The sequence below is a fragment of the Neobacillus cucumis genome (assembly GCF_016908975.1).
Lineage (GTDB): Bacteria > Bacillota > Bacilli > Bacillales > Cytobacillaceae > Neobacillus > Neobacillus cucumis.
The window spans coordinates 18678-32411 of sequence record NZ_JAFBEX010000003.1 but is presented as its reverse complement, the minus strand read 5'-3'; the positions used below and the strand labels follow the sequence as shown (position 1 = coordinate 32411).

General features: G+C 37.3%; 16 protein-coding genes. 15 read left to right on the top strand and 1 reads right to left on the bottom strand.

Features of this window, described 5'->3' with window-relative positions:
* Positions 1 to 2: 2 nt before the first annotated feature.
* Positions 3 to 149: a YpzI family protein gene (locus tag JOC76_RS04330; protein ID WP_205176370.1), complete on the bottom strand. Its 147-nt coding sequence runs from the start codon at positions 147 to 149 to the stop codon at positions 3 to 5.
* Positions 150 to 253: 104 nt separating this feature from the next.
* Here JOC76_RS04330 and JOC76_RS04325 point away from each other — a divergent pair, with 104 nt between their 5' ends.
* The 15 genes from JOC76_RS04325 (at position 254) to aroB (ending at position 13733) form a co-directional block, all read left to right on the top strand.
* Complete coding sequence (locus JOC76_RS04325; RefSeq protein WP_205176369.1) at positions 254 to 865, top strand: YphA family membrane protein; 612 nt, start codon at positions 254 to 256, stop codon at positions 863 to 865.
* A gap of 175 nt (positions 866 to 1040) precedes the next feature.
* Positions 1041 to 2351 (top strand): ribosome biogenesis GTPase Der, encoded by a 1311-nt coding sequence (der, locus tag JOC76_RS04320; protein WP_205176368.1) that lies wholly within the window; start codon positions 1041 to 1043, stop codon positions 2349 to 2351.
* Between the two features lie 26 nt (positions 2352 to 2377).
* A complete protein-coding gene (locus JOC76_RS04315; protein WP_205176367.1) occupies positions 2378 to 3436 on the top strand; it encodes an NAD(P)H-dependent glycerol-3-phosphate dehydrogenase in 1059 nt (352 codons plus the stop codon).
* A 235-nt stretch (positions 3437 to 3671) separates the two neighbouring features.
* The gene (locus JOC76_RS04310) at positions 3672 to 3857 is read left to right on the top strand and encodes a DUF2768 domain-containing protein (RefSeq protein ID WP_205176366.1); all 186 of its coding nucleotides are present in this window, start codon (positions 3672 to 3674) and stop codon (positions 3855 to 3857) included.
* 34 nt (positions 3858 to 3891) lie between these two features.
* The gene (locus JOC76_RS04305; protein ID WP_205176365.1) at positions 3892 to 4602 is read left to right on the top strand and encodes a YphF family lipoprotein; all 711 of its coding nucleotides are present in this window, start codon (positions 3892 to 3894) and stop codon (positions 4600 to 4602) included.
* Positions 4603 to 4951: 349 nt separating this feature from the next.
* Positions 4952 to 6430, top strand: a complete 1479-nt coding sequence (gene spoIVA, locus JOC76_RS04300; protein ID WP_205176364.1) for a stage IV sporulation protein A — start codon at positions 4952 to 4954, stop codon at positions 6428 to 6430.
* 350 nt (positions 6431 to 6780) lie between these two features.
* The gene (gene hbs / locus JOC76_RS04295) at positions 6781 to 7053 is read left to right on the top strand and encodes a non-specific DNA-binding protein Hbs (RefSeq protein ID WP_007084878.1); all 273 of its coding nucleotides are present in this window, start codon (positions 6781 to 6783) and stop codon (positions 7051 to 7053) included.
* A 155-nt stretch (positions 7054 to 7208) separates the two neighbouring features.
* On the top strand, positions 7209 to 7775 hold the full coding sequence (gene folE, locus JOC76_RS04290; protein ID WP_205176363.1) for a GTP cyclohydrolase I FolE: 567 nt from the start codon (positions 7209 to 7211) through the stop codon (positions 7773 to 7775).
* A 34-nt stretch (positions 7776 to 7809) separates the two neighbouring features.
* Positions 7810 to 8046 (top strand): trp RNA-binding attenuation protein MtrB, encoded by a 237-nt coding sequence (gene mtrB, locus JOC76_RS04285; RefSeq protein ID WP_205176362.1) that lies wholly within the window; start codon positions 7810 to 7812, stop codon positions 8044 to 8046.
* Between the two features lie 199 nt (positions 8047 to 8245).
* Positions 8246 to 9055, top strand: a complete 810-nt coding sequence (locus tag JOC76_RS04280; protein WP_307784686.1) for a heptaprenyl diphosphate synthase component 1 — start codon at positions 8246 to 8248, stop codon at positions 9053 to 9055.
* Between the two features lie 3 nt (positions 9056 to 9058).
* Positions 9059 to 9763, top strand: coding sequence for a demethylmenaquinone methyltransferase (locus JOC76_RS04275; protein ID WP_205176361.1), 705 nt, complete (start codon positions 9059 to 9061; stop codon positions 9761 to 9763).
* A gap of 42 nt (positions 9764 to 9805) precedes the next feature.
* On the top strand, positions 9806 to 10768 hold the full coding sequence (gene hepT, locus JOC76_RS04270; RefSeq protein WP_205176360.1) for a heptaprenyl diphosphate synthase component II: 963 nt from the start codon (positions 9806 to 9808) through the stop codon (positions 10766 to 10768).
* 107 nt (positions 10769 to 10875) lie between these two features.
* Positions 10876 to 11322: a nucleoside-diphosphate kinase gene (gene ndk, locus JOC76_RS04265; RefSeq protein WP_205176359.1), complete on the top strand. Its 447-nt coding sequence runs from the start codon at positions 10876 to 10878 to the stop codon at positions 11320 to 11322.
* Positions 11323 to 11490: 168 nt separating this feature from the next.
* Positions 11491 to 12663: a chorismate synthase gene (gene aroC / locus JOC76_RS04260; RefSeq protein WP_205176684.1), complete on the top strand. Its 1173-nt coding sequence runs from the start codon at positions 11491 to 11493 to the stop codon at positions 12661 to 12663.
* Complete coding sequence (gene aroB, locus JOC76_RS04255; RefSeq protein WP_205176358.1) at positions 12663 to 13733, top strand: 3-dehydroquinate synthase; 1071 nt, start codon at positions 12663 to 12665, stop codon at positions 13731 to 13733. Before aroC ends, aroB begins: the two co-directional genes overlap by 1 nt.
* The last annotated feature ends 1 nt before the right edge of the window (position 13734 follow it).

The window sequence follows — 13734 nt, the reverse complement described above, 5'->3', positions numbered from 1 at the left end:
TATTATTGATCATATTTTCCATCGTTCAAATCCCTTGCTTCCTCGGGACTTGATAATTTCGTTGAACCTGCATAGTGTAACGCCTGATCCCGATCGGATTCCACTCTTCTACTAGCTTTAAGTTTTTTCTCTTGGCGGTCTTTTCCCATTTTCACACCTCCTATTTATAAGATGATTCACGATTGAAATATTATACAGATAGTATGAAAGTACATAAAGATTACCAATAATGAAAATAATAGGAGGTGTATGGATGGAGGGTTCGATGTTTTATTGGATTTGCTGGTTCTTTTGGGTATATCTTACATTCATGACTGACAAAAAAAACCCTTACCGATTAAAACTATCCGCCATTATTCTGATTGTCATTCTATTATCCAATCTGAAGTTTGTTATCGGGGAGAATTTAGAGATTCATGCTTGTGGTATATTTTTATTAATCATTTGCTATTCATTTTTTAGTAAAGAAAAACAAGGAGCAATGTTTTATTTCTATATCTGTTCATTAATAGTATCTATTGGTTATGTAGCTTTCCATTTATTTGAGATTTTTGATCCGATATGGATTATTTTTAAAAAGGAATGGATGATGGGGATTTGTTTTGGATACCTTGCCATTCTTCTACAGAAAACCTTAAAAGGCCGATTGTTGATTGTGATTTGTGGAACACTGCAAGGGGAGTTTTTATATGCTTATACATTAAGCCAATTCTCTTTTCCTTATGAAATAAGCAGTTATGAATATCTTGACGCAATTGCGTTAATTGCAGCGTTACTGGTATGCTGGAGTGCTATCGAAAATGCTGGTACTTATATCCAGGCTCATTTTCATTATTTTGAAAAGGAGAAACAAAAATCTTCATAAAATGGGTTGAAGGATAATCCTTTCCATTGCGGGAAAGGATTAACATTGTTAAAATAGTTGAAGTTAGGCCCTTCTTGTTGACAGAAGGGTTTCTTTACTTAATAAGAACAATATAAATAATGCTAACAAAATAACACTTTTTTAGTGAAATATATTTGAAAGGATGGCGATTTATATGGTTAAACCTGTTATTGCCATTGTGGGAAGACCTAACGTTGGTAAATCCACAATTTTTAATAGGATCGTCGGTGAACGTGTTTCAATCGTTGAGGATATTCCTGGAGTAACAAGAGACCGGATTTACAGTTCAGGTGAGTGGTTAACACATGATTTTAATGTAATTGATACGGGAGGAATAGATATTGGCGATGAGCCGTTTTTAGAGCAAATTCGTCAGCAGGCAGAGGTAGCCATTGATGAAGCGGATGTTATCATTTTTTTAACAAATGGACGTGAAGGGGTTACCGCAGCGGATGAAGAAGTAGCAAAAATCCTCTATAAATCCAAAAAGCCAGTAGTCTTAGGGGTAAATAAAATTGATAACCCTGATATGCGTGAGTTCATTTATGATTTTTATTCATTGGGATTTGGTGAACCAGTCCCGGTATCAGGTTCACACGGATTGGGACTTGGAGATTTGTTGGATGAGGCAGCAAAACACTTCCCAAAATCTAAGCCAATAGAATATGATGAAGATGTAATCAAGTTTTCCTTGATTGGACGACCGAATGTAGGAAAATCATCACTGGTCAATGCCATTTTGGGTGAAGAGCGTGTCATCGTCAGCAATATTGCTGGCACAACACGTGATGCAGTCGATTCTCCTTATACGTATAACGGACAAGAATATGTCATTATTGATACCGCTGGAATTAGAAAAAAAGGGAAAGTGTATGAAAGCACTGAGAAGTATAGTGTTCTTCGGGCGCTAAGGGCAATCGAACGTTCTGATGTAGTTCTAGTGGTTATAAATGCCGAAGAAGGAATCATTGAACAAGATAAGAAAATAGCGGGATATGCTCATGAAGCTGGACGAGCTGTAGTTATTGTCGTCAATAAATGGGATGCTGTCGAAAAAGATGAAAAGACGATGAAAGAATTAGAGCAAAAGATAAGAGAACATTTCTTATTTCTTAGTTATGCTCCAATTGTCTTTTTATCGGCAAAAACAAAAAAACGGATTCATACTTTAATGCCAATGATCAATACGGCAAGTGAAAACCATTCAATGCGGGTGGAAACTAGTGTGTTAAATGATGTTATTATGGATGCGGTAGCCATGAATCCAACACCAACAGATAAAGGGAAAAGGCTTAAAATTTATTATACGACTCAAGTAGCTGTCAAACCTCCAACCTTTGTTGTTTTTGTAAATGAACCAGAATTAATGCATTTTTCATATGAGCGTTTTCTTGAAAACAGAATTAGAGACGCTTTCGGATTTGAAGGAACCCCTATTAAGATTTATGCTCGAGAAAGAAAATAAAATAAAATATAGGCAGGTGAAGGGTAATGAAGGAGGAAACAAAAGCACCAATTACAGTTATTGGGGCTGGGAGTTGGGGGACAGCCCTTTCGATTGTACTTGCAGATAATGCTTATGAAGTACGTTTATGGAGTCACAATGAGGATCAAGTAAAAGAAATTAATGAATTGCATACCAATAAAAAATACTTACCTGAAATTATGCTGCCAGAATTAATTGTAGGGTTTGCCTCACTTAGCGATGCACTAATGGGGGTAGAGAACATTGTTTTGGCTGTCCCGACCAAAGCTATTAGAGAAGTGCTTGGAAAGATTAGGGCTGTACAAAAAGCCCCTCTTATCATTACACATGTCAGCAAAGGGATTGAGCCTAATACCCTTTTACGTATTTCTGAGATTATAAAACAAGAAATGCCAAAAGAAATGTTAAAAGATATTGTTGTCTTATCAGGACCAAGTCATGCCGAAGAAGTAAGCCTTAGACATCCAACAACCGTAACCGTTTCGTCTGAAAACATGCAAACAGCTGAATATGTTCAGGATTTATTTATTAATCAAAATTTTCGTGTGTATACCAACTCAGATATTATCGGAGTAGAGATTGGCGGCGCGTTAAAAAATATCATTGCCTTGGCTGCTGGTATTACAGATGGACTTGGGTATGGTGATAATGCAAAGGCGGCATTAATGACCAGGGGGCTTGCAGAAATCGCCCGGCTTGGAACAAAAATGGGGGCAAATCCTTTAACCTTCTCCGGATTAACTGGGATTGGAGACCTTATTGTTACCTGTACAAGTGTTCATTCAAGGAACTGGAAAGCTGGAAACTTGCTTGGTAAAGGAAAAACACTTGATGAGGTTCTTGAGAATATGGGGATGGTTGTTGAGGGAGTAAGGACAACCAAAGCTGCCTTTCAGCTCGCACAAAAGTATAATGTTCAAATGCCAATTACATCAGCTTTATATAATGTTTTATTCAATGGTAAAAATGCCAAAGATGCCGTCGATGTTCTAATGGCACGTGGCAGAACCCATGAAATGGAAGATCTAGTGAATGTCCTTGAAGAAAAATCCCTTGAGGATTAAAAATGTGCATTTTTATCAAGAAAATAGGCTATCTCATGAAGCGTTTTTTCTCTAGGTTGCATACAATGCAACGAAGCAACCTAGTAGTATACGCTGGATTATGGGTTATTTAGTCAGAATGGCTGAAGTAAAGAAATCGCCCCTCTTTACTTCGGTTTTTTTTATTTTCAGTAAAAAAATTCTTTTATAATCCTAGCTATGTTATAATTAATTTTCGAAAAAGGGGGAATAGGAATTGTCGCCAGCCATGATAAAAATGTGGATTTCCATTGCAGGGATGGCTCTTATGTTTCTTGCTATTATTACTATATATTGGAGCCGGTATAAGTTAACTGGGGTATTTCGAATATTAACAGCATTTCTCGCTTATTTATTTATGATTGTCGCAGGGTTAACCTTATTGATCGTTTTTTTTACATGAATTTATTAATATACATAAATCTAAAGGTGATTTTATGAAAAAAATAACGCTGCTCAGCTTTCTTGTGCTAACTGCAATCCTAATATCAGGATGCATGTATCCGGAAGAAAAATTGACGCAAAATCAGATCCCATATAAAGATCAAATTAAAACTGTACAAACAGCAGTAGATGACTTTCAAAAAGATAATGGCGGGATTCTCCCGATTAAAACAAAAGAAGCTAATACACCGATTTATCAAAAATATCCCATTGACTTTAAAAAGATTGCACCTAAATATATAGCCGAGCCGCCAGGAAATGCTTATGAGAGCGGTGGCATTTTCCAATATGTGCTTGTTAATGTTGAGACTAATCCCACCGTTAAACTGTTGGATCTAAGACTGGCAGATACCATTCGTGATATTAAATTAAGAATAAGCACCAATGGGTATCCGCCATATAAAAAACAATTAGCGAGGAATGTGTTTACTCTGGATTATTCTAAACTTGGTTATAAGAATGATCCCTATGTAGTAAGTCCATTTACGAATCAAAACCTCTCTCTTGTTATTACTGGTGATGCAGAAGTATACGTGGATTATCGACCTGATCTCTATCAAGCAATGAAAAAGACACATCAAGTACTAAAACCTGGCGAAGATATTCGTTCAATCTTAATGGATGATTCCATGTTTGTACCGGCATATTCCCTTCCCATTACCATCGATCCTAAGACAAAAGAACCGGTATTTTTAGAACAATAAATCATGAATGGTGTTATACCTTGCTCCTAAGGTACCAACTTAATTTTTGTCATAACCCTTTTCCTACGAAATATATTGTAGGAGAAGGGTTTTTTCCGCTTAAAAATATAATGTCGATATGGGATGAGCGGTTTATCTCCATATCCGTTAACCATACTTAGAAACCCTCCATTATGCCAAATGTTCAGAGAAAAACAGATAAGTAAAGGTGTGAAATTTTAACAAGGGGGTAAAAAAATTTTTAAAAGTGTCATAACAAGATAGGACAACGTCATAAATATATACTGTCCAAAAATACCTAATATGGATGATATTATCCCACTTTACTCAATGATCGGGAGGGGATCACTTGGAAAAGGTTGATATTTTTAAAGATATTGCCGAGAGAACAGGCGGTGATATTTATTTAGGAGTAGTCGGAGCAGTTCGAACTGGTAAATCAACATTTATTAAAAAATTTATGGAGCTTGTTGTCTTACCGAATATAAACAGCGAAGCAGAAAGATCAAGAGCAATAGATGAGCTGCCGCAAAGTGCAGCTGGAAAAACAATTATGACCACTGAACCAAAATTTGTCCCAAATCAGGCAGCAACAGTGCATGTTGAAGAGGGTCTTAATGTAAATATAAGACTTGTAGACTGTGTGGGATACACAGTCCCAGGTGCTAAGGGCTACGAGGATGAGAATGGTCCTAGAATGATTAACACACCATGGTATGAGGAACCTATCCCATTCCATGAAGCAGCTGAAATTGGTACCAGAAAAGTGATCCAGGAACATTCCACCATTGGGGTTGTCGTTACGACGGATGGAACAATTGGCGAAATACCTAGAAGTAATTATATTGAAGCAGAAGAACGGGTAATCGATGAGCTTAAAGAAGTTGGCAAACCATTTATTATGGTGGTTAATAGTGCTCAGCCTTACCACCCTAGCACAGAAACATTAAGAACAAGTTTAGCAGAAAAATATGATATCCCTGTTATCGCCATGAGTGTAGAAAGTATGCGTGATAGCGATGTTCTAAATGTTCTCCGCGAGGCGCTATACGAGTTCCCAGTACTTGAAGTCAATGTGAACCTGCCAAGTTGGGTTATGGTACTTAAGGAAAATCATTGGCTTCGCCAAAGCTATCAAGATGCTGTCAAAGAAACCGTTAAAGATATTAAGAGGTTACGAGATGTTGACCGTGTCGTCCAGCAATTCAGTGATTTTGAATTTATTGATAAGGCTGGATTAGCAGGTATTGAGATGGGCTCTGGGGTAGCAGAAATTGATTTAATTGCTCCGGATGAGTTATATGATGATATATTAAAAGAAATTGTCGGTGTTGAAATTAGAGGTAAGGATCATCTGCTAGAATTAATGCAGGATTTTGCTCATGCAAAAGCGGAATATGATCATATTGCCGATGCTTTAAAAATGGTTAAACAAACGGGCTATGGTATTGCCTCGCCAACCCTTTCAGATATGAGTCTTGAAGAACCGGAAATTATCCGTCAGGGTGCTAGATTCGGTGTTAGACTTAGAGCGGTAGCTCCATCCATTCATATGATTAAAGTCGACGTTGAATCAGAGTTTGCGCCGATTATTGGAACGGAGAAACAGAGTGAAGAGTTAGTCCGGTATTTAATGCAGGATTTTGAGGATGATCCATTATCCATTTGGAATTCAGACATTTTCGGTCGCAGTTTAAGTTCCATTGTTCGTGAGGGAATTCAAGCTAAATTATCTTTAATGCCAGAGAATGCAAGATATAAATTAAAAGAAACCTTAGAGCGAATCATTAATGAAGGTTCAGGTGGCTTGATTGCAATAATCCTCTAATAGTGGGGCTCCATTCGGGGTCCTTTTTTCTTGTTTCTGGCAAAAAATAAGACAAATATAGCAGAATATCGAGAAACGAAAGAAAAGATTACCATTATTTCATGAAATCATCTTGATATGCGGAAATGATTATGATAATCTTTTAACAGATTACGTTGTAGTGCGTGAAACCTTTATTTTACAGGGTTTTCAATCAATAAATAGATTTAGGTCTTTAAATTTGGCAAAATTGTATTACTCTGTGAATAAAACCAAGCTATGACGTATAGAAATTAGAAAAATTGTTTAGAAATGTAGATAAGTAATCTTATTTACGAATTCTGATCATTCTTTGGGAGGAGGTGAATGGCATGAACAAGACAGAACTTATTAATGCAGTTGCTGAAGCTAGCGAGCTTTCAAAAAAGGACGCTACAAAAGCAGTTGATGCTGTTTTTGATGCGATTTTAGATGCTTTAAAAAATGGTGATAAGGTACAATTAATTGGTTTTGGTAACTTTGAAGTACGTGAGCGTGCTGCCCGTAAAGGTCGTAACCCTCAAACAGGTGATGAAATTGAAATCGCTGCTAGCAAAGTGCCAGCTTTCAAACCAGGTAAAGCGCTTAAAGATGCAGTTAAGTAATTACATAAATGATTGCTTTAAGCGAGTAGCTTAAGAGCAAAGGTCATGGACAAGTCCATGGCCTTTTTTCTACTTTTTTTGCTTGCACCGAAATGATTGTGCTAATATGTATTTGTTGTTTATACTTAAAAGATACACTTTAGGAGGAAATTTGTATGTCAGAAATCAATCGTACCCAGATTGAAGATGCGGTACGTTTAATACTTGAAGCAATCGGTGAGGACCCGAACCGAGAAGGTTTGCTTGATACACCTAAGAGAGTCGCAAAGATGTATGAGGAAGTATTCAGCGGATTAACTGAAGATCCAATGCAGCATTTTGAGACTATATTTAGTGAAGATCACGAAGAACTTGTCCTAGTGAAGGATATTCCGTTCTTTTCAATGTGTGAACATCACTTAGTCCCTTTCTTTGGGAAAGCCCATGTAGCTTATATTCCACAAAACGGTCGAGTTACAGGCCTAAGTAAATTAGCCCGTGCGGTTGAAAGTGTAGCTAAGAGACCGCAACTGCAAGAAAGGATTACTTCGACGGTAGCTGATAGTATGATGGAAAAGCTTGACCCACATGGTGTAATGGTAGTAGTGGAAGCGGAGCATATGTGTATGACAATGCGCGGCGTTAAAAAGCCTGGTTCCAAAACCATTACAACAGCGGTTCGCGGGATTTTTGCAAACGATGCAATAGCCCGGTCTGAAGTGCTTTCATTAATTAAAAGCTAGGTCCCTGGTTTATTGACAGATTGGAGTGAAGAAATTGGAAAAGAAAAATCCGCAAAATAGTGATTATGTGGTCATTAAAGCAATAGATGATGGTGTCAGTGTGATCGGTTTAACAAGAGGATCTGATACAAGGTTTCACCATTCGGAAAAGCTTGATAAAGGGGAAGTACTCATTGCCCAGTTTACTGAGCATACATCAGCGATAAAAATTCGTGGAAACGCTAAAATACTTACACAATTCGGTGAAGTTGAAAGTGAAACCAGAAAGTAACGGAGAGACTCTCCCCTTATTAAACGATAAATGATTATTTTGTGAAATTCTGCCCATGTCAGTGCTTTTGTGATATAATTGTGTCTGCCTTGTTTATTTTACGAGACAATTTATTCATTATAAATGGGCATGTTAATTTCACTGATATAGATAAGATATAATAAAAAATACATAGAGTGATTACATCGGGGAAGCAAGGGTGATAAAAGTGCAGGACATTCGGCAAAAATTTATATTGATAAAAGAACAGGTCGAAAAAAGGGTTTTGGATTCTTACTTGCTTGAATACATTGAACCCCCAAGGATTGATGAGGATAAACTGTTAATCCTTGTCTCTATGTTGGAACCGCTCGGTCTGTCTTTTAGCAAAATTTCTAATTATACATTAGCAACAATGTTAATCCAAATTGCCCTTGACACCCATGAGTTTATTTCAAGTACTCCCTTAGATGAGAAGAAACGTCAATTAACAGTACTAGCAGGAGATTATTTTAGCGGACTATACTATAAACTTCTCGCGGATGCAGAAGATATTAACATGATAAAGTCGCTTTCAAAAGGGGTAAAGGAAGTAAACGAAAATAAGATTCTTGTGTACCAAAGTCAGGCTAAGGAAATAGAGAGTTTAATGAGGAGTATGCTCCGAATTGAAAGTTCCTTACTAACAAAGTTCTCTGAGTATTTTAAAGTAGAGTTATGGAATGGCTTTCTTGCAAATTTGCTATTATTTAAACGATTATTAAATGAGAGAAATCAATTTCTTCAGTCAGGTAGCTCAATCTTATTTAAATCATTGGAAAAGATGTTCTTCACAGGGGTAAAAAATTTTACAGAAGAACAACAACAGCATTTAATAAATGTTTGTGACAAATATTTAGAACGTTCGAAACAGACTATTGAAACAGAGTTATACCAACTCCCAAACCTAAATGACTTTCTTGAAAAAAGGACCATAGCTTTATTGGATCAGTTCCAGCCATATGTAAAAACTTTTGTGGAAGAAGGGTAAAACATGCAGCAATCGAAAGAACAGCGCGTACACAATGTGTTTGAAAAGATATCTGATAACTATGATAAAATGAATTCGGTTATTAGCTTTCAACAACACGTCAAGTGGCGGAAAGATACCATGAGAAGAATGAGTGTTCGACCTGGGTCAAAGGCTCTCGATGTATGCTGTGGAACGGCTGATTGGACAATTGCTTTAGCGGAAGCAGTTGGTCCAACTGGAAAAGTGACAGGTCTTGATTTTAGTCAAAACATGTTAAACGTGGGTAAAGAAAAAGTGAAAGATTTAGGTCTTGAGCAGGTTACCTTAATCCATGGAAATGCCATGGAATTACCCTTCCCTGACAACAGCTTTGATTATGTTACCATTGGTTTTGGCTTAAGGAATGTGCCGGATTACTTGAAGGTTTTACAAGAAATGTACCGGGTTGTAAAACCTGGTGGAATAGTTGTATGTCTTGAAACATCACAGCCAACTTTGATTGGCTATAAACAGCTTTATTATTTTTACTTCCGATTTATTATGCCGCTCTTCGGTAAATTATTGGCGAAAAGCTATCGAGAATATGCTTGGCTGCATGAATCAGCAAGGGATTTCCCTGGAATGAGAGAGCTTGCCAAGTTATTTGAACAAGCTGGTTTTAATGATGTGAAATATAAACCGTATAGCGGAGGAGCAGCCGCTGTTCATATAGGGAAAAAAATATAATTCTTCAAATTGGAGACAGGATGAAAAGCAGGGTGAATACAAATGAAATTAAAAATGATGTATTCATTTTTGAATTCGGATATTAACATAATTGAAAAGGAACTTGAAGAGACCATTCAGCCAGAGTCTCTTCTTTTGAAACAAGCTTCTATGCATACATTACAAGCCGGAGGAAAACGAATTCGTCCTGTTTTTGTCTTGCTTGCTGGTAAATTTGGCCATTACGACATTCATGTGTTAAAAAATGTAGCTGTTGCTTTAGAATTAATTCATATGGCTTCTCTTGTCCATGATGATGTTATAGATGATGCAGATCTTCGACGAGGACAGCCTACCGTTAAATCAAAATGGGATAATAAAATTGCGATGTATACAGGTGACTTTGTTTTTGCGCTTGCCCTGGAATTGATGACAAATATCAAAAGCCCTGACGCACATAAAATATTAGCCAATACAATCGTTGAAGTGACGATTGGGGAGATTCAACAAATTAAAGATAAGTACAGATTCAATCAAACCCTAAGGGATTATCTGAGGAGAATTAAAAGGAAAACAGCCTTGTTAATTGCGGTGAGTTGTCAGTTAGGTGCCATTGCTGCAGGGGTTGAAGAAAACTATCATAAAAAACTTTTCCGATTTGGTTATTATGTTGGAATGTCCTATCAAATTATTGATGATATATTAGATTTTACTTCGACGGAAAAGGAACTTGGAAAGCCTGCAGGAAGCGATCTGCTACAAGGAAATATTACGGCGCCAGCCCTTTTTGCAATGGATAACGAGCAAATATTTAGTCAAATTGAAAAGGTACATGTAAATATGAAAGCACAGGAAATAGGTGAGATTATTTCCTTAATTAAAAAATCGGGTGCTATAGAAAAATCATTCGCATTAAGTGATCACTACTTAGATAAAGCGTTAACTGTTTTAGACGGGTTACCAGAGAATAAAGCTAAAAAAACATTAAGAGATATTGCAAAATATATAGGCAGACGAAAGTTTTAGTTTTCTTTCAATTGCCATCTTGCTTAATATTCAAAAAAATGTTAACATTTCCATGGATTGTTCCAACTAACAATCATTTATACATAATATTTTTAGGAGTGAAAACCATGGAAAAAACTTTTTTAATGGTAAAGCCTGATGGAGTTCAGCGTAACTTAATTGGTGAAATTGTTGCTCGTTTTGAGAAAAAGGGCTTTCAATTAGTAGGGGCTAAATTAATGAGTATTCCTAATGAGCTTGCTGAAGAACATTATGGTGAACATAAAGAGCGTCCTTTTTTTGGAGAATTAGTAGACTTCATTACTTCTGGACCTGTTTTTGCTATGGTATGGGAAGGTGAAAATGTCATAAAAACAGCACGACAAATGATGGGTGTTACTAATCCGAAGGACGCTGCCCCAGGAACCATTCGTGGTGACTTTGGTCTAATTGTCGGTAAAAATGTTATACACGGTTCAGATTCTCCAGAAAGTGCCGTTCGTGAAATCGGTTTATTCTTTAAAGAAACGGAACTGGTAGATTATTCTAAACTAGTAAACGAATGGATTTATTAAATTAAAAAACGTGGGCACTTGTATTAATTATACAAGCGCCTTTTTTGTATCCGATTTCAGAAAAATTTTATCCCTATTTTCTGAATAGTAGTACTATGTTTATTTTGTCGAATATGTTATATTGATACATAATTCTTTAATGAGTTGAAGGGGGAAAGAGCAATGGGAATGAGATATTTAACAGCAGGAGAATCCCATGGACCGCAGTTAACAACAATATTAGAGGGCTTGCCGGCGGGAATGCCGCTTGAAGCTTCAGATATAAATAATGAATTAGCCAGACGTCAAAAAGGATATGGTCGCGGAAGACGTATGCAAATCGAAAAGGATACAGCAGAAATTGTTTCAGGTGTTCGTCATGGAGAAACTCTTGGTTCACCAATCGCGCTAGTGGTTAAAAACAATGACTGGAAACACTGGACAAAAATAATGGGCATTGAGCCTTTAGAGGAAGGGCAAGAAGACGAAATCAAGCGGAAGGTGACTAGGGCTAGACCTGGACATGCCGATTTAAATGGTGCGATTAAATACGGTCACCGGGATATGAGAAATGTTTTAGAGCGTTCTTCGGCACGAGAAACAACGGTTAGAGTTGCAGCAGGTGCAGTAGCGAAGAAATTATTATCATTGCTAGGCATCGACATTGTTGGACATGTTGTCGAAATCGGCGGGGTGAAAGCCTCGGTTAATCGATCAATGTCGATTGAGGCATTAAAAGAAGTGACAGAATTATCCCCTGTTCGAGTTGCTGATTCTCAGGTGGAACAAGAAATGATGACGGCTATTGACGATGCAAAGAAAAACGGTGATTCCATCGGTGGGGTTGTCGAAGTCATCGTTACAGGTATGCCTGCGGGTATTGGAAGCTATGTGCACTATGATCGGAAATTGGATGGTAAATTAGCAGCGGCCATTATGAGTATTAATGCTTTTAAAGGTGTTGAAATTGGTCTTGGCTTTGAAGCAGCGAGACTTCCTGGCAGTCAAGTACATGATGAAATCGCATGGGATGAACAAACAGGTTACTACCGTAAAACAAACCGTCTTGGCGGTTTTGAGGGCGGTATGACAACTGGGATGCCACTTGTTGTTAGGGGCGTTATGAAACCAATTCCAACATTGTATAAACCACTTATGAGCGTTGATATTGAAACAAAAGAGCCATTTGCGGCGAGTGTAGAACGGTCGGATAGTTGTGCAGTCCCAGCCGCGGCTGTAGTAGCTGAGCATGCGGTCGCATGGGAATTGGCCGATGCAATAATTGACCAATTTAACAGTGACCGGTTTACGACTCTTGTTGATGAAATCAATAGACATCGTGAATATGCGAGGGAATTTTAATGGAAACCATTCAGATTCAAACAGAATCTAAACAATATCCTGTTTATGTTGGTGAAGGAATTAGAGCAGAAATAAGCACATTTCTAACCAATCATTTTCCTGGTTTAACAAAAATTCTAATCATTACAGACGAAACCGTTGCAACGTTTCATCTTGAAAAGTTGCTTCGAGTTCTAAAGTCTTGGGACCCAATCGTATTCACTGCACCTGCAGGTGAAAAGGCAAAAACCTTTGATGTATATTATGAGGCGCAATCAATGGCACTTGCAAATCATCTAGACCGTAAGTCAGTTGTACTTTCATTTGGAGGAGGGGCAGTTGGTGATTTATCTGGATTTGTTGCGGCAACATTTATGCGCGGGATTCCGTTCATTCAGATTCCAACGACAATTCTCGCACATGATAGTGCTGTTGGTGGTAAAGTCGCGATCAATCATCCACAAGGGAAAAATATGATTGGCGCCTTTTATCAGCCTGAAGCGGTTTTTTATGATCTTGAACTGGTAAAAACTCTGCCAATTCATGAAATCCGCTCGGGGTTTGCTGAGGTTATTAAACATGCCCTAATTTCAGATCCTGATTTTTATGATTGGTTAAAGGAAAATATTCATAATTTAAACGAAATTACAAGTAAGCAATTATCTGATTCATTGGTAAAAGGGATCAAAATAAAAAATAAATTCGTTTCTCAAGATGAGAAAGAAACCGGAGTTCGTGCCTATTTGAATTTAGGGCATACACTTGGACATGCCATCGAAGCAGAAATGGGCTATGGTAAATTTACCCATGGTGAAGCAGTCATGATTGGAATGATATTTGCCTTAAAATTAAGTAATCATTTATCAGGTTTATCATTTAATTTAGGTGAATTTATTGATTGGGTACAACAGTTAGGTTATGAAACTGTTGTACCTAAGCAGCTCTCCTTTGAGAAATTGATTGAAAGAATGAAACAGGATAAAAAATCCGTTGGAAATGTAATCCGCTTTGTTTTACTTGAACAAGTGGGGAACCCAATACTTAAAGAAGTAGCTGAAGAAAAAATATGGCAAGAGTTAAACAATTTTTAAG

Bases quoted from the DNA above. Each gene is read 5' to 3' on its own strand.
- JOC76_RS04330 (WP_205176370.1), bottom strand. From the start codon at position 149: ATGGGAAAAGACCGCCAAGAGAAAAAACTTAAAGCTAGTAGAAGAGTG.
- JOC76_RS04325 (WP_205176369.1), top strand. From the start codon at position 254: ATGGAGGGTTCGATGTTTTATTGGATTTGCTGGTTCTTTTGGGTATAT.
- der (WP_205176368.1), top strand. From the start codon at position 1,041: ATGGTTAAACCTGTTATTGCCATTGTGGGAAGACCTAACGTTGGTAAA.
- JOC76_RS04315 (WP_205176367.1), top strand. From the start codon at position 2,378: ATGAAGGAGGAAACAAAAGCACCAATTACAGTTATTGGGGCTGGGAGT.
- JOC76_RS04305 (WP_205176365.1), top strand. From the start codon at position 3,892: ATGAAAAAAATAACGCTGCTCAGCTTTCTTGTGCTAACTGCAATCCTA.
- hbs (WP_007084878.1), top strand. From the start codon at position 6,781: ATGAACAAGACAGAACTTATTAATGCAGTTGCTGAAGCTAGCGAGCTT.
- folE (WP_205176363.1), top strand. From the start codon at position 7,209: ATGTCAGAAATCAATCGTACCCAGATTGAAGATGCGGTACGTTTAATA.
- JOC76_RS04275 (WP_205176361.1), top strand. From the start codon at position 9,059: ATGCAGCAATCGAAAGAACAGCGCGTACACAATGTGTTTGAAAAGATA.
- hepT (WP_205176360.1), top strand. From the start codon at position 9,806: ATGAAATTAAAAATGATGTATTCATTTTTGAATTCGGATATTAACATA.
- ndk (WP_205176359.1), top strand. From the start codon at position 10,876: ATGGAAAAAACTTTTTTAATGGTAAAGCCTGATGGAGTTCAGCGTAAC.
- aroC (WP_205176684.1), top strand. From the start codon at position 11,491: ATGAGATATTTAACAGCAGGAGAATCCCATGGACCGCAGTTAACAACA.
- aroB (WP_205176358.1), top strand. From the start codon at position 12,663: ATGGAAACCATTCAGATTCAAACAGAATCTAAACAATATCCTGTTTAT.